The sequence below is a fragment of the Pseudomonas lini genome, assembly GCF_964063345.1.
Lineage (GTDB): Bacteria > Pseudomonadota > Gammaproteobacteria > Pseudomonadales > Pseudomonadaceae > Aquipseudomonas > Aquipseudomonas lini_B.
Genome location: NZ_OZ061318.1, coordinates 122444 through 144750, shown reverse-complemented (window position 1 = coordinate 144750; position 22307 = coordinate 122444). Strand labels below are relative to the sequence as shown.

Genomic DNA, 22307 nt, shown 5'->3' with positions numbered 1-22307 from the left:
CGCGCAGCGGCAAACCGCACTCGTTGAGGCGAACGTGAACGTGGGTGTTATAGGTGATGGTTCAGATGTGATTCAGGGGATTGAAGAGGGCACAGTCGTGCTTTCTTAATCTTCTGCCTTATTGATATTTCGGAAAGGAGAGCATAGGTGACAGAGTTATTTGATATTCGCTTGGCTAGCAAACAGACAGCTTTCACTGAAATTCCAGTCATAGATATATCGTCGCTTATAAACGGCGAAAATCCGCTGAAGGTGGCAAGCCAAATAGGTGATGCATGCGAAAAGGTAGGGTTTTTTTATATAAAAAACCATGGCATTGACCAACAATTAATAGATGAAATGTATGCGCTTACCAAAAGTTTTTTCAAGCTTCCTTATGAGGAGAAGAACAAACTTAATGTTGTGAATTCCGGGCTCACGTTACGTGGCTATATTCCAATGTACGCGGAAAACGTAGACCCTGCTAATACCCGGGATTTCAAAGAGTGTTTTGATTGCGGAGCTCATTATGATGAGGTTTCTCCATTCTTTGGTCCTAATCAAATGCCGTCTGTACTGCCGCAATTCGAGAAGGTTGCCGAAGATTATCATTCCTCAGTATTAGCGCTCGCGCGAATGCTTATTGGCGGGATCGCGCTGAGTTTGGGTTTACCACAAGATTACTTTGAACATTTTCAGCGTAAGCCCATCACTATTCAGCGAGTGTTGCGTTACCCGCCCCAGATCGGAAGGATTTCCCAAGAGGAGATTGGTATCGGGGCGCACACGGACTACGGTTTCTTGACTGTCCTGTCTCAAGATGCAGTTGGCGGTTTGCAAGTCAGGAACCGTGCAGGGGAGTGGGTTACTGCACCTCCCGTTGAAGGCACGTTTATCGTCAATATTGGTGATTTGGTTCAAACCCTCACCAATGATCGCTACACCTCGACAATGCATCGTGTCATCAATACCAGCGGCCTGGAGCGTTATTCAATACCGTTCTTTATTGATTTGGATTTCGATGCGGTTGTTGAGCCTGTGCCAACCTGCGTGAGTGAGACTTTACCCGCGAAGTATGAAGCGTACACATGTGGTGAACACAAATTTAAGCGATTTGTTGATAGCTATGCGCATCTGAAAGAAATCGAGAAGGTGTAATCACTGTCAGCGGGAGAAGCGATGTGGCTCGGCAGAACGCCGAGCCGTCGAAACGTTTCTCGCCCGGGTTCGAGCAGCCGCTAGTTGAGTCGTCCTTGCTGTCGCAGGCGGGCGCCAATCCGCTGTATTTCGGATTCGCCCTGCGCCAAAGCCGTTTCGCTCGTGTGCACCGAGTAGTGCCCCGTGACCAGATCGTGCGGGTGCTTCACCGCTGAACCCATCACGAATGAGCAGTCGCCGTGTGCCACAAAGTCGATGTGTTGCTCGGTCTCGTCGAAAATGGCAAGTTCGCCAGGACTAATCAGGCCTCCTGCGTCCAGGTGTCCTGCATTAACCGCGAGCCAGGCCACGGTGTGACCGGACGGCGGGGAGTATCGCCAGTGCTCGCCGTCCTTCAAATTAACGGCGAGATAGTTCATGTCACTCGGCGCTTCAATCAAGCTTTGCACGTCGCCATATCGCCCCAGGAGCACGCGCGCCGGTCCTGATTGCGGAACTTGGGAGGGTGCAAGATAGGTGCTCAGCGCAGGGGCGTTTTCCAGCGACGGCGGCAGAGCCACCCAGAGCTGGAAACCCTGCATAAAGGACTTGCTGATCAGCGTCGCGTCGTGCCAAACACCGTTGCCGGCGCGCATCCACTCGAGACCTCCAGCAAGCAATACACCTGTCGCACCCGTGGTGTCCTCATAGGCGACTTCGCCTTCGGTCATGAAGGTAACCGTCGCGATCCCGGAGTGCGGGTGCATGCCGAAACTCGACTGGCCGCGACTGGCGTTCATACTGAAAATATCAAGGAAAATGAAAGGTTTCAGACGCTCACCCAGATCACCCGGGCTCATAAGCCGGGTTATCGGGCCATGCGTGCTGCCCTTGGTGCGATGGGTGACAGCGCGTTGCTGCGCTACGATGTGGCTGGTCATGTGTTTTCTCCATGCCGATGTGCATACCGGGGCCCGAACCTCCGGGGACCCCGCTTAGTTCTCTGCACTGAACAGTGAGAGAGGGCGCATTTGCCAGGCTACAAACGCAGACAGCGCGGCCAAAATCATCGCGGGCACGGGGTTGCCGCCAATCAGCAGAAGGTGCGTAGCCGCCCCGCAGATCATGGTCATTGTCAACGTCAGGCCTGCAAGAAAGCCCGTGGCACGTTTCAGTAATAACAGGGCGCCGATTACCTCGACGGCACCGGTCAGATACCTGAACCATTGGCCTATGCCGATGGCTTCGAATACTTGAATCATTTGCGGGGCGCCGATCAGCTTGGCGACGCCAGCCGCAGCGAATGCCAGAATCAAGAACGCACGAACGCCCCAAACGATTCGACGGTGAGTAGAAGTATGAGAAGTGGATGTGGTCATGGAGCGATGTCCTTTCTTCGAGGGAGCAGTTAAGGGCTAACAGGAGCCATGCCGGAAAGATAAGCGACTATTGATTGCTTGATTAGATGGCATAATTGGGTTGGACCAATCCATTTAACGAAGTAGTGCATACAAGATGCTTGACCTGAACGACGTCGCCTTGTTTGTTCAAGTGGTGCGCAACGGCAGCTTTGCCGAAGCGGCACGGCAGCTTGGAATGCCGTCGAACACCTTGAGCCGGCGAATTCAGCAACTCGAGGCTCAGCTCGGCACACGGCTGCTACAGCGCTCGACACGCAAACTCACACTGACCCATTCGGGCGAGCTGTTTCATGAGCGGTGTTTTGGCGCGGTAGAGGGCTTGCTCGATGCCGGACAGCAATTGATGACAGGTAGCCAGCAACCAAGCGGCACTGTGCGCGTGGCGGCGATGGCTGACTTTTTCGACTTTTTCCCCATGGAGTGGGTGGCTGAATTCCTGGCCAGGCACCCTCAAGTGCGACTGGATTTCGTGCTAAGTGATGCGCGTGCCGATTTGATCGCCGAACGGATTGACATTGCATTTCGAGGCGGCACTTTGCAGGACTCGGGATACGTCGGTCGGCAACTACTTGGAGCAGGCAATGAACGCTTGGTAGCCAGTCCTGATTACCTCAGTAAACGAAGCGTACCTGTCACGCTAAAGGACTTGGAAAATCACGACTGCGTGAGTTTTGCTCACCCCAGCGCAATTACGACGTGGCGTCTTATGGGGCCCGGCGGTGTTGAGGAAGATATTCAGATTACCAGCCGTTTCAATGGCAACACTGCTCAAGCTTTGCGTAAGGCCACTTTGGCTGGGTTAGGCATTGCGTTGCTGCCGCCCACCCTGACTAATCTCGATCTTCAGGCTGGCCGATTGGTGTCTGTGCTCCCGCATTACTATCGCACTGGATATGGTCTGCACTTGCTTTACCCCAGTCGCAAACATTTGCCCTTGGCAGTGTCTGCATTCATCGAGTTGGTGATGAAGAAGCTGAAAGAGCAGACATTCCCGACGAATGTATAACGATGCAAGGGGTTGGATCTCTGAACCGTCGCTTAGTCACACAAACGCTGGCTGGAAAATAGCAAGACCCTACCTCCCAGCCAGCGTTGCATTCACCGTTGCAGGAGATTGACTCAGACCCTCAGGCGCCTTAAAGACTCTCAGGGTCGCCAAAGAACATTTTGACTTGTCTCTAGGACGGTATTATCAGACCGAGAAAGTTTTGGTTTGCCCCCACTTTTGCCTCCAGCCGCAACCGGTGTGCGAGCGTTCGCGACTGGCGATTTCTGACCGGTTCCAGTATGGATCTGGCTGGCTTTCAGTGCACCTCCATCGAAGAGGCGCAAGGTCCCCTCGGTAGCCACCCTTCAGTCAGTCACAGAACCCTGCGGTACTCTCCCGGCGAAACTGTCCACCAGGCTCGCCACCACCATCTCGCCCATCCGCGTGCGGGTCTGCAGCGTCGCACTCGCGCGATGGGGCTGCAGCACTACGTTCTCTTTACCAAACAGTGGCTCGGGCACGTTCGGTTCATCGACAAACACATCCAGCGCCGCACCCGCGATCTCGCCGGCGGCAAGCGCTGCCACCAGATCGACCTCGTTGACCAGCTTGCCCCGCGCCACGTTGATCAGATACCCAGTTGTGCCCAACGCTTGCAGCACTTCGGCATTGATGATGGCTTCAGCCTTGTCGGCAGCGGCGGCGAGAATCAGCGCGTCACTGTTGGCCGCGAGTTGCTTCAGATCGGCAACGAAGGTGTGGTTCACATCGCTCATTGGCTGCAAATCGGTGTAACTGATCGGGCAGCCGAACGCTGCGGCCCGGGTCGCCACGGCACGGCCGACCCGGCCCATGCCGACGATGCCGATGCGCATGCCGGACACCTGACGCGCCAACGGCAGCGGGGCCAACGGAGTCGGGCTATGGGGCCATTGTCCCGAACGCACATAACGATCACTGGTACACAGACCACGGCACACGGCAATCAACAAGCCGATGGCCAGGTCGGCGACATCTTCGGTCAGCGCGCCGATGGTCGCGGTCACGCGGATCCCGCGATCCCTGGCGTAAGCCAGGTCGACCGCATCGGTGCCCACGCCGTTGACCGCAACCACTTCCAGTTTCGGCAGTTGCGCCATGAGTGCCTGGCTGATACCGGTATGGCCGCCGGTGATCACCCCGCGAATGTTCGCGCCGTGCGCCTGCAAATAAGCCGGCTTGTCCGCCTGCTGGAAGTAACGTCTGACGGTAAACAGCTCATCGAGCCGCGCGTTGATTTCGGGGATCAGGATCGGGCTGAGCTGCAAGACTTCTGGCTTCATGTAAACCTCGTGTAGCGGAATAAAAAGGCCGGTTCAACCGCGACCGGCAAACGGCATGGCGCTGGCCATGACGGTCATGTTCAAGACGTTCGCCTCCAGCGGCAGAGCGGCGATGTAGCGGACGGCATCGGCCACGTGCTTGACATCTACCATCGGCTCCACGGCGATGGAGCCGTTGGCCTGGCGCACGCCTTTGGTCATGCGCACCGACATCTCGGTGAGGGCGTTGCCGATGTCGATCTGGCTGCAGGCGATGTTGAATTCGCGCCCGTCCAGGGCGAGGGATTTGGTCAGTCCCAACACCGCGTGTTTGCTGGCGGTGTAGGCGCTGCTGAACGGGCGAGGGGTATGGGCTGAGATTGAGCCGTTATTGATGATGCGTCCGCCCTGTGGCTGCTGACGGCGCATCAGCCCGAAGGCGCCACGGGCACAGAGGAAAACACCGCTCAGGTTGGTGTCGATCACGTTTCGCCACTGTTCGAACGTCAGCTCATCGAGCGGCACGGCAGGGGCGTTGACTCCGGCGTTGTTGAACACCACGTCGAGGCGTCCGTATACCTCGGTGATGGTCGCAAACAGGGCATCGACACTGGCCGGATCGCGCACATCGGTGGGCACCGCCAACGCTTCGTGTCCCTCGCTGAGCGCCAACTCGACCAATGCCTGCAATGGCTCCGGCCGGCGTCCGGCCAATACCAGGGTGAAGCCGTCGGTCATCAGAGCCAGGGCCACGGCGCGGCCGATTCCGCTACCGGCGCCGCTCACCAGGGCCACTTTCAAAGGACTGTTCATGTTGCTATCTCCTTCTTCAATTCACGAGGGCGTAAGCCGGGTTCAAGGTCGCTGACTGACGCGCATTTCCAGTTGGCCTATACCATCGATCCCGGCGTTGATGATGTCGCCGGGTTGCAGCACATCGACGCCTGCCGGGCTGCCGGTCATGATCAGGTCACCGGCCCGCAGCGCCACCGACTGCGAGATGCGGCTGATGATTTCACTCACCGACCAGATCTGGCTGTCGAGGCTGTCGCGCTGGCGCTCTTCGCCGTTGACGTTCAGCCACAAATCGCCGTCCGGGTGTCCGGCGCGAGTGACTGGCACGATGGCGGTCATCGGCGCGGCGCCGTCGAACACTTTGGCACCTTCCCACGGCAAGCCATTGCTCTTGGCCGCGCGCTGTACATCACGACGAGTCAAGTCAAGCCCGGCGGCGTAGCCCCAGACATAGGCCAGCGCCTGACTCTGCGGAATATTGGCGCCACCTTCACCAATGGCGACGACCAATTCGATTTCGTGGGCAAACTCTTCGGTCAGCGGCGGGAACGCCACGTCACCCAACGCATCCACCACGTTGCTCGCCGGTTTCATGAAAAACACGGGCGGCTGGCGGGACTGACCCTGGGTGTCTGGCCAAGGGTAGTTGCGGCCGACGCAAAATACCCGGCCAACGGGGAAACGCTGCTGGCTGCCGGCAACTGGCAAGGTCACGGGTAAATCCGGAGTGAAAACGTATTCGGTCATAGTCATTTTTGTCGTGGTCCTGTTGGAAGCATCAGCCTACGGCGGCTTCGTTTTGCGAAGTTGGACGAAAGCCGCCTCGTATTGGAGAAAAACGCTTTTCTGCGCTCATGTTTTCCGGACTTAGCGTGCCTTGAGCTCGATGCGATACAAGCGACCGAGCAACAACGAATAGGACAGGGTGCCAATCAGCGCCACGCCGCCAATGAACCAGAAGGCGTAGGCAAACGAGCCCGTCGCGTGGACGATGGCGCCAATCACGATCGGGGTGACGATCCCGCCGATGTTGGCGGCGAGGCTGGTGATCCCGCCGGTCAGGCCGATCAGTTCCTTGGGCGCGACTTCCGATACCGCCGCCCACGATGACGAGGCGATGCCTTGGGCGAAGAAGGCAATGGTCAGCACGGCAATGCAGATCACGTTCGAGTCGGTGAAATTCACCAGGACGATCGACATGCCCAGCATTGATCCGACCACCAAGGGCAACTTGCGAGCGAAGGACATCGAATAGCCGCGGCGGATCAGCAAGTCGGAGACGATGCCGGCCAGCAGAATGCCGACGGTTGCGCCCACGAACGGCAGCACCGCGAAGATCCCGGCCTTGATCATGGTCAGCTTGCGTTCTTCAATCAGGTACGTCGGGAACCAGGTCAGGAAAAAGTACAGCGCCGAGGTACTGGCGAACTTGCCGATGCAAATCGCCCAGATCTGACGATAGCTGAACAGCTCGGCGATCTGCCGCCAGTTGAACTTGGTGCGTTCCTGACTGCTCTTGACCAGTCCGCCCCCGGCTTCGATGTACTTCAGTTCTTCCTGGCTGACGTTCTTGCAGCTCAGCGGATCGCGGTACAAGTAGAGCCAGATCACACCGAATACAATGCCGAGAATCCCGGTGCTGTAGAACACATGGCGCCAGTCATAGGTCGTCGCCAGCCATAACAGCACGCCGGTAAACAGTGCCGTGCCCAGATATTGGCCGCACACGTAAATGCTGCTGGCCAGGCCTCGTTCGCGGGCCGGGAACCACACCGTGACCGCTCGGCTGTTGGCCGGAAATGCTGGAGCTTCCATGGCACCGACAGCCAGTCGCAGCCCGAACAGCGAAGCGAATCCTGTGGCAAAGCCTTGGCACACGGTGACCGTCGACCAACTGATCAGCGACACCCCGTAAGTGAACCGGGAACCGAAGCGATCGGCGATGAACCCGGCGGGGACCAAGGCCAGTGCGTAGGTCCAGGCAAACGCGGAAAAAATCAGGCCCATTTCGATCTTGTCCAGGCCCAGATCCTTGGCCATGAATGGTGCGGCAATCGAGATGTTCACGCGGTCGATGTAGTTGATGATGGTTGCAATCAGCAGCAACGACAGCATGAACCAGCGCCGACGTGTCGGCAGGCGCTGAGACAGTGCGGCGTCCCGGGCGCCGACGCTCACCGACGGCGCGGTGGACGGGGAGGTTTGCGAATTCGACATGAGTAGACCTTTTTATTGTTAGTAGAATCGAGATGTTTGCGCGCAGCCGAAGCCGTTGCCTCCAGTCCCGGGGCAGAGCAATTGCTACGTGAACGAGAGACGCGGACAGCCGCTGTCAGGTGCTCAGATACGCCTTCGGTCAGAGGCGTTCGGGGGAGGGGTCGCGAGGGGAAAAAGCGGGTTCATGGGGGCGCACCTTTTGATTGTTTTTGGAAGGGTCGGGCTGCATTGGCTGTCAATGTGGTCGTACAACCTTTAGAAATCAACGGAGGCGTTAGATCGTTTTTTCTCCTGAAAACAGCCGTCAATGCAGGTGTCCAAGAAAAATTGAATCAGAAAATTTATACTTTTCTATTCAATATTCTTCATAAGTATTTGTTTTGTATAAGTTAATTAATTTTTTGTGAATTTCTTTTTTTTGGACAGTCGACGAAGCACACACGGATACAATTAATTTCAGGATTATCGTAGTCATCCTATGATGTGTTGATATCAACCGTGTCCGCCTACACAATCACCCACGTCGCCGCCTGCCTTCCGGCGTGATGACAGCCTGTACATGTGCCTGCCGAGGATCCTCAGGAGATGTCGTCACCCAGTCGAGTGCCCACCTATGTCATGCAGCAACGCAGCGAATTGACGGACTTCTACATCCGCGACAAAAAGGGTCGGCGCGCCGAAACCAGTCCGCATCGCCACGAGTATTTCCAGATCCAGGTCAACCTTGGTGGCGATACCGTGCAGCACATCGGCAACGTCGAACGACCGTTTCCGCGCAACACGCTGGCCTTCATCCTGCCGCATCGCGTGCACGTGATTCCGCATCCGGCCGACAGCAACTTCATGGTGATCAATTTTTCCCAGACCTTCCTGCTGCCGCATTTGCAGTGCGACCCGATGGATCTGGAGGAAGTCTCGATTCTGCTGGCGCCGGAGTTGTCACCGTTCCGCTTTCAGGAGCATCTGGATTTCATTCTGGCCGATGAGGATTTCAGAAAAGTCTGTGGCTTGATCGAACAGATGCGAGTGCTCGATGAGAACCGTCAGTTCGGTACCCGCGAGATGCTCAAGGGCCTGCTGCTGCAATTGGTGGGGAGTGTCTGCACCCTGTATGCCGAGCCGCTGAAACGGTTGGCTGAAGAGAACGCCGCTGAAGTCAGTCGACGCGACGCATTGAGCCGGATGTCCGAATATTTGCGCAAAAACATCACCGACCCCGACCTCAACCTGATCAAGGTTGCTGCCGCGACCTACCTGTCACCGACGTACCTGACGCACTGGTTGCGCAAGGAAATCGGCAAGACCTTCACCGAACTGGTACTCGAACGCCGGATGCACGCGGCGCGCAATTATCTGCTCAATGGAACAAGGCCGGTGGGGGAGGTTGCGAGGTTGTGCGGCTTTGCCGACGAGGCCTATTTTTCGCGACGCTTCCGCCAGATCCACGGCCAGCCACCTGGACAATTCAGGCGTCAGCAGCTCAATCCTGATACGCCGCAATCGCCGTCGAATACGTGATTGGGTGGGTATTTTATTAAACGGCGCGACTGTTTCGACTGCGCCAGAACTGGCCCGGCGTAGCGCCCATGATTGACTGCATAGCCAACCGCCAACATCCGGTCGTCCGCAATTTTTTTAGTACACAGTGTTTGCCCCCGATAACGCCCCCAAAAGAGGCGCTGGGGTAGCCCAGGTCATTGATCGGAAGCAGTGGACTTTTGGATGACGCTAAATTCACCTGACGCCCCTTGAATAATGACGCGACCGTCCACTTTCAGAGACTCTCAGGGTCGCCAAAGAACATTTTTACTTGGCTCTAGAACGGTAGTTTTAGGTCAAAAAAAGTGCGTTATGCCCCCATTTTTGCCCCCAATCTCCGCCAATATGCGAGCGATCGCGAATGGCGATTTCTGACAGAAAATCAAGATGGAACTGGGTGGCTTTCAGTGTACTTCCAGACTGCTAGTAGATGGAGGTTAGGGGGCTCTCGATAGTCAGGCGGTCAGTTCCCGATTCATGGCAACAATTTCCTCGTGTGTGAAATTGCCACCGGGAGTCATGAACTTGGTCATCAGGGCATCCCGGTTTTGAGGCGCCCTCAACTTATCTGCCGCGCACAAGGCCGACTTCAACTCTGGCAACTTCAGTTCGGTGCAGTAGGCCGGTGTGCCTGGTTGCTGACGCCACGAGTCTTCAAGGCTACCAGCGGCAAGCGCGGTGAAGCCGGTATCCTCTACAAGATCTTGCGCGATTGCCTCAGCATTGATGTCACCGCCAGCTACAGGTAGGGCTATGCGTGAGGAAGCCCCGACTGGTTGGCCGTGGCCGGCAAGAGTTGCTGCGAGGACGGCATTCCATGCCTTAACAACCGGGCGGCCAATCTGCTCGCTTACCCAAACGCTCTCGGGCTTGCCGTCGTCCACTTCTTTGATCGCCCCGTCTCGTCCTGGATAGTAATTGGAGGTGTCGATGATGACGACCTTCTCGGGAATACTACTCAATGTTTGCCGCAGATCCGGGTACTTTGCAAAGGGGATCGAGAGGATTACGACATCCACGTCGGACGCAGCATCTTCTTTGGTCACCGCGTGCACACCGATTTTGTTGGCAAGGTTCTCAAGGGTATGAGGACTCTTCGAGTTTGCCAGTTTGACTTCATGGCCGCACGCAGCGAGCTTACGGGCAAGAGTCGCCCCAATGTTGCCTGCGCCGATAATTCCGATTTTCATTTCAATCGCATCCTCACCTACGAACAATAATCAAGCTATTAAGCGGTGCCGATCAATCCTAGAGCGCTGCGAATGAGAGCTTCAAACTGATTTTCCATGGCACCCATCTCGAGATCCATCATGGCGACGTCGTACTTGTCTGGTCAAAAAACTCAAGCACGCTGAGCGAGAGGCGACTGAGCGTCCAGGCAAGCAGATGCCATCTGGTTACAGCGATGGCATCAGATGCTACTCACACGGTTGACATCATTCTGCCGGTTGTTTGTATCCCGCAAGCATTTTCAATATCTCATGATGTGAACCGCTCGCTTCAGCAAACCGTAATGGCTTGGCGCGCTCGACGACAAGTTCGCGTGGGGTCGGAGAGATCTCGAGCAGTTCGAAGATTTCATCCAAAAACTCGTCCAAGGGCATGGCGTGTTCGTCGTTTTCCTGCCCAAGCAAAGTGGTACGTACACCCGGCGGCGCAAGCTCGATAACCTCGACCGGCGAGTCCTCTAGCTGCACTCGAAGACTTTGAGTGAACGAATGAACTGCCGCTTTGGTTGCGCTGTAGGTCGGTGTCGCAGGTAGCGGGACGAATGCCAACGCCGAACTGACATTCACAATCGTTGCACTGGGCTGCTTGATCAGCTGGGCGGTGAATGCATATACCATGCGAATCGTGCCAAGTAAGTTCGTTGTCACGATATCTTCGGCGGTGCTCAGGTATTCCGGGTCAGTCAGATCCTCCCAATGCATGATGCCAGCATTGTTTATGAGGACGTTCAGATTTGGGTGGCTGACCGCAAGCGCTTCGCTGGTGCGCTGGATGGATTGTGGATCGGAGACGTCCAGCAATACTGATTCAATACCTGGATGTTCCGACACTATCTTGTCGAGCAGAGCCTTGCGACGTCCCGCGATGATTACTGTGTTGCCCGCCTTGTGAAGCCTAAGTGCCAGACCAAGGCCGATACCTGAGGTGCCACCAGTAACCAGAATCGTATTGCCAGTGCTGTTCATAGTAAACTCCAGAAATGATGCGTAAACGGACAAGTGTCCACTTGTAAACCGTAACGGACAACTGTCCGCTTAGCAATACATTGAAGGAAAACTTTGCTCATGACTGACGAGTTGGTGATGCGTTCTGACGCCAAGAAAAACCGTGAACGGATACTGGAGGTCGCGGTGGTGGAGCTGACTAACGATCCTGCGGTTCCGTTGAGCACAATTGCGAAGAAGGCCGGGGTGGGGCAGGGCACGTTCTATCGCCACTTCCCTACCAGAGAGAAGCTGGTATTCGAGGTTTATCAATTCGAAATGCAGCAGGTGGCATCGTTGGCGGAACAGTTCCTCGCGACAAAACCACCTAAGGACGCCCTCCGAGAATGGATGGACTGCCTTGCTGAATATGCAATGACGAAGGCAGGACTCGCTACTGCGATACAACAAGCTGCGTCTATTTACGAGTTCCCAGGGAAGTCGGGATACGCTCCAGTCCAGGCAGCAGCCGAGTTGCTTTTGAGGGCAAATGAAAAAGCCGGAACGATTCGTAGCGGGATTACTAACGACGATTTCTTTCTAGCCATTGCCGGAATATGGCAAATGGATTCCCAGAGCGAATGGCGCTCGCGTCTCGCCAGATTGATGAACCTGGTGATGGATGGTCTGTGCGCTGGCAGCCCCGAAAGCCTAAAGAAAAACGTGTAGCCTTAAAAACCGGATACCGCGTCGTACGGCTAAAGGAATCGGAGCCCAGTGCCCTTTAGCTAAAGGCCGATTTAGCCTGATGCGGCGTGAGTAGGTGCCCACCGAGAAGCTGCGCGCCATCCAGTAGGGCGGCCCTATTGCCAGCGACCTTGTGGTCACTCCGTCCACCTGTGTCCTGGCTCGTGGACATTCACGAGGTCTCTCGGTCGCTGTCCTTCGAGACCCATAAGCAGATTTACCAGAGCACGCTGTGCCATTGCATGGCGCGTATCGATTGTCGCAGAGCCGATATGAGGCACGGTAACGACGTTTTTCAATTTGAAGAGCTTCGAGTTCGTGAGCGGCTCCTTCACATAAACATCTAAACCTGCTGCTCGTATCGTCTTTTCTTCAAGTGCTTGAATGAGTGCGTCCTGGTCAACCACAGGGCCACGAGAAACGTTGATCAAAATACTCTCCGAGCCCATCAACGCTAGCTCTTTGCGTCCGATGAGGTTTCTCGTTCCGTCCGTCAATGGCACGACCGGACAGACAAAATCAGCCTCGCTTAAAAGCTCTTCTTGCGAGACGAATCTTGCCCCGAGCTCTTGATCCAGCTGTGGTTTACGACTGTTGCCGCTGTACAAAATGTTCATTCCAAAACCGAAACGCCCTCTGCGTGCTATGGCTGCTCCGATTTTGCCCAGACCGATAATGCCCAACGTCTTTCCATGCACGTCACACCCAAAATGGGATGCGTCGATGGTTTTCGTCCAGTTCCCCTCTTTCGTCCAGGCATCAAGCTCAGGAATGCGTCTTGCTGTGGCGAGAATCAGGGCGAAAGCCAGATCAGCCGTGGTTTCGTTCAATACATCCGGCGTATTGGTCAACATGATCCCTCGGCTATTGAGATAGCTAAGGCCATAGTTGTCGTAACCAACCGATATGCTCGAGATGATCTCAAGGTTTTTAGCCGAAGCCAGCTCAGCTTCGCCTAGACGACGATTCCCGCCGATCAACCCATGAGCGCTGGGAATGGCAGCTTCGAACTGGGCATCCATGTCACCAAGCTCAGGACTCATGACGATGATGTTGTACTTGTCTTTGTAAGGTTCAAGCAGGCTGGGTGAGACGCGGCTGAAGGCCAGGATTGTCTTTTTCATGACGCTTTATTTCACCTGTTTTAAACTTAATTCGAATCGTGTTCTGACTTCAAAAAGGTCTTTGCCCACTCTCGGTAATTGTCCGAGAGTGTGTATTTAGAAAGCAGCTCAGGGAGGGAAAGCTCGCTCCCCTCTGTGCCGCTTTGTTCGCGCAGTGCCTCGTAACTCGCTTTGATAGCGGCCAAAAATGGAGCATGTCCATTGACCACGATCCTCACATTGGCTGCGCTCAGTTTCTCAACATCGCTCAGTGCCGGGTTTCCATAATTGATCAGCATGATCGGCACGGAAAGATGCGAGGTGAGTGCCTCCAAATGTTGGAAGTCCTTTACTCCGACAAGGCAAATCGCGTCAGCCCCAGCTTTTTGATAGGCCGTGGTGCGTGCAATGGAGTTTTCCAAAGTGGTAACGGCCGCATTCGTACGGGCGATGATGCTGAGGGCATCATCTGAACGGGCAAACCGCGCAGCGTAAATCTTGCTTGCGGCTTCTTCCATTTCGATAAGTACGTGCGACTGCTCGTCGTATTTGGCCGGTAGGTGGGTGTCTTCCAGCGTTAGGGCAGCAACACCGGCTTTCTGCAGCTCGGTCACTGTTCGCATTACATTGAGTGCGTTACCAAACCCATGATCAGCGTCCCCAATGATTGGGATCTGGCTGGCCCGACCGACTCTGGAAACCTGCTCGACATATTCATCAAGCGTGAGCAGAGAAATGTCCGGAGCTCCGAGCACTTGAAGCGAGGCGACGGAGCCACCTTGAATGGCAACTTCAAAGCCAAGGTCGGATGCCATACGAACCGAGATAGGATCGAACACGGAAGCAGCAAATTTGCAGGCGGTTCCCTGGAGTAAATCACCAAACGCCTTGCGCAATTCATGATGAGATCGCTCAATCATTTTGTCGGCTCCATCAAATTCATTCGAGGACTTCTTGGGATCGTTCCGCGTTGAACGAGACCTGGAAATCACTACCGGTCATGGCCATGGTTGAAGCGCAAATGACCGGTAAACGTTGCTGATTACTTTTGCGGCAACAATGCTTTTCGCGCTGCCTTTTCGTGTTTCATTGCGGCAATCTCCCGCTCGCAGGCTTCGACGTCAAAGGAGTTGTCCCATTTGGCAATGGCGATGGTGCCGATACCGTTGCCGATCAGGTTAGTCACGGCTCGCGCTTCGTTGAGGAAGCGGTCGATACCCAAAAGCAGGACAAGGCCTACCAACGGAATGGAGTGGATGGTTGTGAGCGTTGCCGCAAGGGTTATGAACCCGGCACCCGCCACGCCGGCGGAGCCTTTTGAGGTCAGCAGGAAGACACCCAGCAGAATCATCTGATCCATAAACGTCAGTGGCGTATTGGTTGCCTGTGCGATAAAAATCGCCGCCATGGTGAGGTAAATGCAGGTGCCATCCGCATTGAAGGCATATCCAGTGGGTAGCACCATGCCCACCACTGACTTCTTGCAGCCCAGCTTTTCAAGTTTCACCATCATTCGCGGAAGCACGGCCTCGGTTGAGCAGGTGCCAAGCGTGATGAGAATTTCATCTTTGAAATAACGAAGAAATTGCATAAGCGGCATGCCCGACCATCGAGCAACCGTACCCAGCACTACCACGATGAAAATCAAGGTCGTGATGTAGAGCGCGACCAGCAACTGGCCGAGTGACAGCAAGGTACCAATTCCGTACTTGCCGATAGTGAACGCCATGCCGGCACCGGCACCAATCGGAGCCAGACGCATAACCATTGCCACGATCTTGAACAAGCCTTGCAAGAATAGATCGATGGTGTTGATCAGCGGCTTGCTGGTTTCGCCCATTTGAACGAGGGCAACGCCCATCAAAACCGAAATCAAGATGACCTGAAGCATAACGCCATTCGAGAATGCGCCAATGAAGGTGCTCGGGATGATGTTGAGAAAGAAATCGATGGTGCCGCCCTGCTCACTGGCGGCTTGGCTGTACTTGGCGATAACGCTGGCATCAAGCGTGGTAACGTTGATATTCATCCCGGCGCCTGGCTTTACGACATTGACCACAATAAGGCCGATGACCAGCGCGATGGTTGAAAGGATTTCAAAGTAGAGCAGCGCCTTGACGCCGATCCGCCCGACTTCCTTGATGCTGCCCATCTTGGCGATACCAACGACGACGGTACCGAAAATAATAGGCGCCAACAGCATTTTGATGAGTTTGATAAAGCCATCCGCAAAAGGTTGGAGCTTGGCTCCGAATTGCGGTTCAAAGTGACCAATCGCTGCGCCGATGACGATACCGATCAGCACCTGCACATACAGCTGGCTGTACCAGCGGGACTTGGACTTTTCCACGGAAGCACCTCATTTTATTGTTGTGATGGGCATGTGGTTTGGCGTCAGTAGATGACGCCTGAGTTTGCGGCCTCTTTAAAAGAAACCGCAGATCGAGGTTGATTAGCCTTCGCCTAACTCACGCATGACTGCGTACAGGGCGGACTTGGCTTCGAAGCCAACACCTGGAATATCTGGCAGGCCGACATAACCATTTTCCACCTTGATTCCGTCGGCGAAGCCGCCGAAAGGCTGGAACACGTCGGGGTAAGATTCGTTGCCGCCCAAGTGCAGACCGGCTGCGATGTTCAGGGACATCTGGTGACCACCGTGCGGAACTACGCGGCGGGAAGACCAGCCCATTTCTTCCATCACTTTCAGGGTGCGCATGTACTCCACGAGCCCGTAGGACAGCGCACAATCGAACTGCAGGAAGTCGCGATCCGGGCGCATGCCGCCGTGACGCAGCAAGTTACGGGCGTCCTGGTGGGAGAACAGGTTTTCCCCGGTCGCCATAGGCAGTTCATAGTGATTGGCAAGCTCAGCCTGGAGTGCGTAATCAAGCGGGTCGCCGATCTCCTCGTACCAGAAGAGGTTGTACTTCTTGATGGCTTCAGCGTATGCAATACCGGTCTGAAGATCAAAACGACCGTTGGCATCGACCGCCAATCGACGACCATCCCCCACCACTTCGAGTACCGCTTCGATGCGACGGATATCTTCGTCCAGCGGTACTGCACCGATCTTCATCTTGACGACGTCGTAGCCACGATCCAGATAGCTCTGCATTTCTGCTTTGAGCTTGGTCTGGTCTTTGCCAGGGTAGTAATAGCCACCTGCTGCATAGACCCAGACCTTGTCGTCTGCCACCCCGTTACGGTAGCGGTCAGCCAGCAGGCGATAGAGGGGTTTGCCTTCAATTTTGGCAACGGCATCCCATACAGCCATGTCGATGGTGCCGACTGCGACCGAACGCTCACCGTGACCACCTGGCTTTTCGTTCGTCATCAGGGCTTTCCAGATGGCAAACGGATCCAGGTTGTTGTTTTTATGGTCGACAAGAGTATCTGGATCAGCTTCGGTGATCCGCGCCAGAAAGCGATCACGCATCAAAGCGCCTTGACCATAGCGACCGTTGGAGTTGAAACCGTATCCGATGACAGGTTTACCGTCGCGAATCACATCCGTGATAACAGCGACGACCGAGCAGGTCATTTTGGAAAAGTCGATGTAGGCGTTGGCAATTGGAGAGGCAATAGAAACTGTTTTTTCACGGATGTCTACGATACGCATGACGGGTTCCTCTTGTTGTTTGTGGCCCCACGTTATGCTTTGCGATGTCACCCGCCCAATGCTATTAATGCCGTACCCTATGCACAGGAGGCATGGCCCTTGGAACTCGTTTGGCTCGAAGATCTTTCAGCGCTTGCAGAGTACGGCAGCTTCGTTCGGGCGGCAGAAGCGCGGCATGTTACTCAGCCGGCTTTCAGCCGCAGAGTTCGCTCATTGGAGAACTGGATGGGCGTTGAGTTGTTTGTGCGTACACCGCAAGGCGCAACCCTTACCGAGGCAGGAAGGCAAATTTTGCCCAGTGCTCAGGAAGCGGCTCGACACTTGTACAGGATGCGCAACGAGGCTCAAGAGGTAGCAGGAATGGCAGCCAAGTCGCTGCAATTCGCAGCGACTCATTCCCTGTCATTTACATTTTTTCCGAAATGGCTTCGAAGCTCAGAAAACGGTGCCCCCATTGAGGCCGTTAAACTGCACTCAGATAGCATGGCTGTTTGTGAGCAGATGCTGATACATGGCCAGGTTCAGTTTCTGCTCTGCCACCGCCATCCCGATGTTCCGCCTTTACTGGCGCCTGATCAGTTCACCAGCAAGAAGGTGGGCGAGGACGTTCTCGTTCCCCTCACGAGTGCATCCACTAACTTCGGCACCTCTCCTGCGGCATTGCCATACCTCGCTTACACCCATGAGTCTGGACTGGGGCGTATCGTCGCCCACAGATTGCGTGGCAAGGAAGATTACCTCCACCTCAAACCACTTTTCAGCAGCCACCTGGCAGCGGTACTCATGTCCATGGCCTTGGAAAGCAAAGGAGTGGCGTGGCTGCCCAAGAGCCTCACCGAGCAAGAAATCCTGGATGGGCGCTTAGTCAGAGCGCTCGACGAAAGCTGGGATATACCCCTGGAAATTCATCTGACCCGCCCAAAAGCAATTCTCAGTCAGTCTGCCGAAGAATTCTGGGGCAGGGCGGGTAGTGACCCGCAGCCTTCCACATGACGCGTTGCGCTGCTCGTTAGAAATACACGGCGGCGAGGCAGAATTAAGCGCTGCGTGGCTTGATTCAGAGACTGTCAGGGTCGCCAAAGAACATTTTGACTGGGCTCTAGCGCGAAGGTTCTAGCCTAAAATAAACGAATTGTGCCCCCAGTTTTGCCCCCATTCGCACCGTGTGTGCCAGCGATCGCGAATGGCGAATTCTGACACAGAACTGGGTGGCCGTGGCTAGTATTCAGTGCGCCTGGTGGCAAATCCGCGGTCGTATGGAAGAGGATATGGGGAATAAGTCGATAGCCTTGATCGGAGTTGTCGGGTCTGGCTATCAGCACCCATCCTGAAATTGATTCGCGAGATGCTTGTGTTCTGTGTGATGTTGCAAGGGCACTGGTTGGTAGATCATGAACCGGCTCCACAGGTTCTGCGCTCTCTGATTGCGAAGGACGAGAGTCAGCATAATGGATTGACTCCCATCGCATGGCAGGTGCTCCAGCTCACCATGAATTTTTTTGCCCTGCAAATGCAGAGGGCCCACGCAGATGGCGTACTGGACTCCGAGAAGGTCTCAGGTTTGTTCTTTGGTGGCCCGGGTCTTGAGTTGATTGCACGCGAGGTCATCCAGCCGATTTTACTGGCGCGCCCTAGCCAATAACCTTCGACCTTCGACCTTCGACCTTCGACCTTCGATCATAGGTCATAGGTCATAGGTCATAGGCCGTTGGATTCGCTATCACAGCCTTCAATCCTGGTGCGGATGGGTCATTCCAATGACCAAGCCGCACCATCTATTATCGGGTAATCGCCAATCACTCGGTCGAGGATTAACCAGGGCAATGTTGGTCCATACTGGCAGGTTCCGTCTAGTTCAACCTCGCAGCCGTGGCGAATGCCAAGCCAAGAAACATGCCTTGATTAAATCGGCGAGCGGCTGACCAGCCCCCAAAGCCGTCATACACCCGCATTTTCACCCGAGTGGCGCGGCGGTTAGCGAACAGATAAGCAAAGTGCGGCTGCGCCGCACCGAGCACGGCAATCACTCGGGCCAATGCTGTTTCAGTGATGCACGCATGTCCATGGGCTCGGTGGTTAGTTTGCATTCCGCAGGGGCACCGTTGTGATGTTCCTTGGATCGATGAGCAATTTCAGACCGGAGGCGTTCGCTTGGTCGAGCCCATATTCTTCCAAGTCATCGACCTTCGGTCGAACATCAAGGGCCTCGAAGCGGGTGGATCGATATTGCCAGTCAGGATCTTCGGTCTTTACAAAGAACACCTTCGCGCTGAAAGCGATGCTGGTATCGGCAAATGACGCGATGTTGAAATACAGCCCTTCCGCAGGGGGAAATGCCTCTTCAATTTCTATAGCTTGAAATTCAAAGCGCGCGTCGGGCTGCGGGTTTAGCAGGATGTCCACGGCCATCCGTGCTTCATTCGCCTCCCAGAAAGCATCGAGCGTCAAACTAGCAGTGGAGCGCATGCCAGCGTTTGTTAGAAGACGCAACCACCCGTCCGCGAATGTGGAAATGAGCGGCAGTTCTTCGATGTACGGCCCTGTGACCGGTTGATCGACATGCAACGTGATCGCGGGAATTTTTCGGTTTCCGGTAATCGTCAAGGTCGCGCGACCAGATGACATGAGCGTGAGCGCGCGAAGTAGCTCTGCCCATTTCTCCAAGGTTTGCTGCATATCATCGATCGAGCCGATGCTTTCAAGTTTCAGTCCCGTTGGAGTCAGACGGATGATCATTTCTGCGGAGCGGATCAGAAGCTCCGGTCCATGAAGTTCTGAAAGCGGCGGTCCGATAAACATTTCAGCGTCGAACCGTGCAGCTTGTCCGAAGCCTAGGCCACGTATCGAAATCTCGCAGAAACCCAGGGCGGGAGGCGTAAGATAAAGCGCCTCGATGTCGTCAAAAAGTGTGCCTTGATAGGGAAGGCGTATGCCAAAACGGCTATCGAACACTTGGAGATGGCGCGGTTTTAACGGCGCAAGGCCGAGTAGGATATTGCTGAAATGCTCCGGACCTTCGATTTGAATAACGGCTTCTGCCTCGTACCGGCCATTCTCATAACCGAGTTTGACAAGCTGCCGCTGCTTCTCGATTGTGTAGGCGCTAGGATTTTGCCCACACGCGTCACTCAGCGCGGCCAACAAGCCCCCGGGTGTCGGTTTGAAACGTAACCCAATTTTTTCGTAGGCGTAGCTGATATCGGTGTGGTTGATGTCATGCGCCTTACGAGCCTCCGCGAGCCTCAACCGTTTAAGAATGCGTGCGAGCTCTTTCCCTATAAGATGGACGAGATACGCGGTGTGGATTTCGCCGTCACTGCTCAGGCAAAACACGATGATGAGGGCGGGCCGAGGATCCTTGGCCAGGCGTTCAATGGCCGAAAGGCTTAGACGGATACGGTTCCCGGTGCGGCCGAGCGTTGATTTCAACTGAACCCGAGCAGCATTGGTTAGACGTTGATCGAGAGGCAACGACGGTTGTCCGGCCAGCGCCATCGGGAATTCGACGATAAAGTCCCAACCCATGACGTCGATGGCGCTCTTATTGCAACAGAGAGCAGCGCGTTCGCAGAGCAATTCGAACTGTCGCTCCCCAATGCGGCCGATGCGATCGGATTCTAGTTCGTTTGCCATTTAGCTCTCGATACCTCTAATGGTCATGTGCGTGATAGCACTTGCGCCATGTCTAAGCGTCGATGAATCAGAGAAACGATCGACATCAGGTCTTGTGCGTCTTCCTTGGTCATCGCCCAATGTATTCGGGCCTCATGCGCGGTCGGATTGCGAAACATGCCGAATGTACCGCGGACAAGATTGGCAAACCCACTCTGCTCGCTACGTTCGCTAGCCGTTGACAGCGCGTTGATAGCCATGAGAGGGGGATTGCCAGAGAGAACACGATCCACCAGAGCAGATCCGTCATCGGCTATTCCGGTGCGGGTACGCATCTTGTCAGCAACGCTTTTGACAGCTTCTTGCGCCGCATGAAAGTAGTTGTCAACGAGAAGTTCGGCGCGGCAGAATTTCAAGACATCTGGGTGAACCCCTCGCCCTTCAAGGTCCGCGCGCAAGTCGCGAGCCCTCTGCAGAGCTTCTGGCAAGGTATTGGCTACATCCGCCGACTTCAGCTCGCCGGCCTCATCGACCACAAGCCCGGCGAACACAAGCGCCTGGTTCAGGCGAGCCCGCATTGGCTCGTAGCGGTTAGGCTCGTGAATGTAGCGAGCGGGCTTCATGGCGCGCCGAATGAACTCGAGGATGTTGGTACGGTTTCGTTTGGTGTTCTGGCATTCTGCAAAAGCGTTGTAGATACGTACGCGCTTCGTCATAGGTCCGGGATCGGCAATCTTGCACGAGGTCAGCAGGTGCTCGATCTCAGGTCCGCTCAGACCCTCTGTGGTATCGCCAAGCGCGCGGGCGATCGCATCTAACTGATCTTGCGAGAAAAAAGCCATGGGCATCACCGGCCGTTTGATAGGCGGCGCAAGAAAGTCCTCGCCGTAATGAGCACTACGTGTAATCGGAAGGTGCTGTGATCCTCGTCGGAAAGGCCCGGATGGGAGCCTTCCGAGTGGAGCATCTTGAAGAGACCGTTGATGTAGTTCTTTCCATCCTGCGTCCATTCGTTACGGTCCACAGCAAGAAAACCGATCTCCGCAAGGAGTGCGCGCCGGTTCTCAGAGCTTGGGCGATGAGCCGCCTCTAGCGGCCGGATATTACGGGCTATCTCGTCCAACAGGCTTTCGAAGAAGGTCCGAAGCTGGCTATTGCAGGCCGCCCAGTCGCCGCGTGTGTGGGCTTCAATCGCCTGGTCAATATGACCGAGAGGGATAACGAACCCGAAAAATTTCAGGAGGCGGTGGACCTCGTCGTCGGTTTCAGGAAGTAGGACCTCGCCGGGCAGAGCGGCGCGAATGGAGGCGTTTAGCCCATGGTCATCAAAGACGAGCACATAGCCGTCCCGCGCCAAGCTCCGCGCGAAAGCTGCATGCAAGGATTGAGTTTGATCCTGTTGCTCCAGCTGCGCGGCCTGTCGAATTACGGCCTCACCCAAGCTCATGGTGCCATCAAGCGTCTGAACTACGGTCTCGGCGCGTTGCACCACGATGCGGCCGAGGAGATCGCATTTCTTGGCCACGCTAAGGCTAGTGCTTGAGGTGATTTCATCCTCGAGGCCAAGCCGGAGCACAACCTGATTAAAGCGTGCCTGCGTGTTCTGCTCTAGCAATTCGACTGCAGCAATGAGTGTAGGTCGAGTAAAAGGCATGGATCGCATAGGGTATGTTCACACTCGCATCAGTACTTC

The 22307-nt window shown here is 55.3% G+C and carries 22 protein-coding genes; 6 read left to right on the top strand and 16 right to left on the bottom strand.

Translation table 11 applies throughout. The features are described from left to right. Nucleotides 1–147 precede the first annotated feature (147 nt). The gene (locus AB3226_RS00685; RefSeq protein ID WP_367371576.1) at nucleotides 148–1137 is read left to right on the top strand and encodes an isopenicillin N synthase family dioxygenase; all 990 of its coding nucleotides are present in this window, start codon (nucleotides 148–150) and stop codon (nucleotides 1135–1137) included. Between the two features lie 80 nt (nucleotides 1138–1217). Here the strand turns inward: AB3226_RS00685 and AB3226_RS00680 are convergent, their stop codons facing one another. Both AB3226_RS00680 and AB3226_RS00675 read right to left on the bottom strand, forming a co-directional pair. Then, nucleotides 1218–2057 carry a pirin family protein gene (locus AB3226_RS00680; protein WP_367371575.1) on the bottom strand — a complete coding sequence of 280 codons (840 nt, stop codon included), beginning with the start codon at nucleotides 2055–2057 and terminating at the stop codon, nucleotides 1218–1220. A 54-nt stretch (nucleotides 2058–2111) separates the two neighbouring features. Continuing rightward, nucleotides 2112–2495, bottom strand: a complete 384-nt coding sequence (locus AB3226_RS00675) for a DoxX family protein (protein WP_367371574.1) — start codon at nucleotides 2493–2495, stop codon at nucleotides 2112–2114. A gap of 136 nt (nucleotides 2496–2631) precedes the next feature. Here AB3226_RS00675 and AB3226_RS00670 point away from each other — a divergent pair, with 136 nt between their 5' ends. Beyond that, complete coding sequence (locus AB3226_RS00670) at nucleotides 2632–3543, top strand: LysR family transcriptional regulator (protein ID WP_367371573.1); 912 nt, start codon at nucleotides 2632–2634, stop codon at nucleotides 3541–3543. 347 nt (nucleotides 3544–3890) lie between these two features. Here AB3226_RS00670 and AB3226_RS00665 read toward each other — a convergent pair whose 3' ends face one another. From AB3226_RS00665 to AB3226_RS00650, 4 genes are all read right to left on the bottom strand, one after another. Then, nucleotides 3891–4847: a 2-hydroxyacid dehydrogenase gene (locus AB3226_RS00665; protein ID WP_367371572.1), complete on the bottom strand. Its 957-nt coding sequence runs from the start codon at nucleotides 4845–4847 to the stop codon at nucleotides 3891–3893. A gap of 33 nt (nucleotides 4848–4880) precedes the next feature. Further along, entirely contained in the window at nucleotides 4881–5639 is a 759-nt protein-coding gene (locus AB3226_RS00660; protein WP_367371571.1) for an SDR family oxidoreductase, read from the bottom strand. 42 nt (nucleotides 5640–5681) lie between these two features. Continuing rightward, nucleotides 5682–6374 (bottom strand): fumarylacetoacetate hydrolase family protein, encoded by a 693-nt coding sequence (locus AB3226_RS00655; protein WP_367371570.1) that lies wholly within the window; start codon nucleotides 6372–6374, stop codon nucleotides 5682–5684. A gap of 114 nt (nucleotides 6375–6488) precedes the next feature. Then, nucleotides 6489–7838, bottom strand: coding sequence for an MFS transporter (locus tag AB3226_RS00650; RefSeq protein ID WP_367371569.1), 1350 nt, complete (start codon nucleotides 7836–7838; stop codon nucleotides 6489–6491). 585 nt (nucleotides 7839–8423) lie between these two features. Between AB3226_RS00650 and AB3226_RS00645 the strand changes: the two genes are divergently transcribed. Continuing rightward, nucleotides 8424–9356: a helix-turn-helix transcriptional regulator gene (locus AB3226_RS00645; protein WP_367371568.1), complete on the top strand. Its 933-nt coding sequence runs from the start codon at nucleotides 8424–8426 to the stop codon at nucleotides 9354–9356. 476 nt (nucleotides 9357–9832) lie between these two features. On the opposite strand, the gene AB3226_RS00640 is transcribed toward AB3226_RS00645, so the two are convergent. Together AB3226_RS00640 and AB3226_RS00635 are read right to left on the bottom strand one after the other, a co-directional pair. Further along, nucleotides 9833–10573, bottom strand: coding sequence for an NADPH-dependent F420 reductase (locus tag AB3226_RS00640; RefSeq protein WP_367375727.1), 741 nt, complete (start codon nucleotides 10571–10573; stop codon nucleotides 9833–9835). 240 nt (nucleotides 10574–10813) lie between these two features. Then, nucleotides 10814–11572 (bottom strand): SDR family oxidoreductase, encoded by a 759-nt coding sequence (locus tag AB3226_RS00635; RefSeq protein WP_367371567.1) that lies wholly within the window; start codon nucleotides 11570–11572, stop codon nucleotides 10814–10816. 99 nt (nucleotides 11573–11671) lie between these two features. Between AB3226_RS00635 and AB3226_RS00630 the strand changes: the two genes are divergently transcribed. Beyond that, nucleotides 11672–12259 carry a TetR/AcrR family transcriptional regulator gene (locus AB3226_RS00630; RefSeq protein ID WP_367371566.1) on the top strand — a complete coding sequence of 196 codons (588 nt, stop codon included), beginning with the start codon at nucleotides 11672–11674 and terminating at the stop codon, nucleotides 12257–12259. A gap of 155 nt (nucleotides 12260–12414) precedes the next feature. Here the strand turns inward: AB3226_RS00630 and AB3226_RS00625 are convergent, their stop codons facing one another. The 4 genes from AB3226_RS00625 to AB3226_RS00610 form a co-directional block, all read right to left on the bottom strand. Next, the gene (locus AB3226_RS00625) at nucleotides 12415–13401 is read right to left on the bottom strand and encodes a 2-hydroxyacid dehydrogenase (protein ID WP_367371565.1); all 987 of its coding nucleotides are present in this window, start codon (nucleotides 13399–13401) and stop codon (nucleotides 12415–12417) included. Between the two features lie 26 nt (nucleotides 13402–13427). Next, nucleotides 13428–14300 (bottom strand): oxaloacetate decarboxylase, encoded by an 873-nt coding sequence (locus AB3226_RS00620; protein ID WP_367371564.1) that lies wholly within the window; start codon nucleotides 14298–14300, stop codon nucleotides 13428–13430. Nucleotides 14301–14422: 122 nt separating this feature from the next. Beyond that, a complete protein-coding gene (gene dctA / locus AB3226_RS00615; RefSeq protein ID WP_367371563.1) occupies nucleotides 14423–15730 on the bottom strand; it encodes a C4-dicarboxylate transporter DctA in 1308 nt (435 codons plus the stop codon). A gap of 102 nt (nucleotides 15731–15832) precedes the next feature. Further along, nucleotides 15833–17002, bottom strand: a complete 1170-nt coding sequence (locus AB3226_RS00610; RefSeq protein WP_367371562.1) for a mandelate racemase/muconate lactonizing enzyme family protein — start codon at nucleotides 17000–17002, stop codon at nucleotides 15833–15835. A gap of 99 nt (nucleotides 17003–17101) precedes the next feature. On the opposite strand from AB3226_RS00610, the gene AB3226_RS00605 reads away from it, so the two are divergent. Both AB3226_RS00605 and AB3226_RS00600 read left to right on the top strand, forming a co-directional pair. Further along, nucleotides 17102–17995 carry a LysR family transcriptional regulator gene (locus AB3226_RS00605; protein WP_367371561.1) on the top strand — a complete coding sequence of 298 codons (894 nt, stop codon included), beginning with the start codon at nucleotides 17102–17104 and terminating at the stop codon, nucleotides 17993–17995. A 352-nt stretch (nucleotides 17996–18347) separates the two neighbouring features. Continuing rightward, a complete protein-coding gene (locus AB3226_RS00600) occupies nucleotides 18348–18644 on the top strand; it encodes a hypothetical protein (RefSeq protein WP_367371560.1) in 297 nt (98 codons plus the stop codon). A 208-nt stretch (nucleotides 18645–18852) separates the two neighbouring features. Here AB3226_RS00600 and AB3226_RS00595 read toward each other — a convergent pair whose 3' ends face one another. The 4 genes from AB3226_RS00595 to AB3226_RS00580 are packed head-to-tail and all read right to left on the bottom strand — an operon-like array spanning nucleotide 18853 to nucleotide 22268. Beyond that, nucleotides 18853–19089 (bottom strand): hypothetical protein, encoded by a 237-nt coding sequence (locus AB3226_RS00595; protein ID WP_367371559.1) that lies wholly within the window; start codon nucleotides 19087–19089, stop codon nucleotides 18853–18855. Then, nucleotides 19079–20635, bottom strand: a complete 1557-nt coding sequence (locus tag AB3226_RS00590; protein ID WP_367371558.1) for a hypothetical protein — start codon at nucleotides 20633–20635, stop codon at nucleotides 19079–19081. Before AB3226_RS00590 ends, AB3226_RS00595 begins: the two co-directional genes overlap by 11 nt. 23 nt (nucleotides 20636–20658) lie before the next feature. Then, the gene (locus AB3226_RS00585) at nucleotides 20659–21456 is read right to left on the bottom strand and encodes a TIGR02391 family protein (RefSeq protein WP_367371557.1); all 798 of its coding nucleotides are present in this window, start codon (nucleotides 21454–21456) and stop codon (nucleotides 20659–20661) included. 5 nt (nucleotides 21457–21461) lie between these two features. After that, nucleotides 21462–22268: a hypothetical protein gene (locus tag AB3226_RS00580; protein ID WP_367371556.1), complete on the bottom strand. Its 807-nt coding sequence runs from the start codon at nucleotides 22266–22268 to the stop codon at nucleotides 21462–21464. Nucleotides 22269–22307 lie beyond the last annotated feature (39 nt).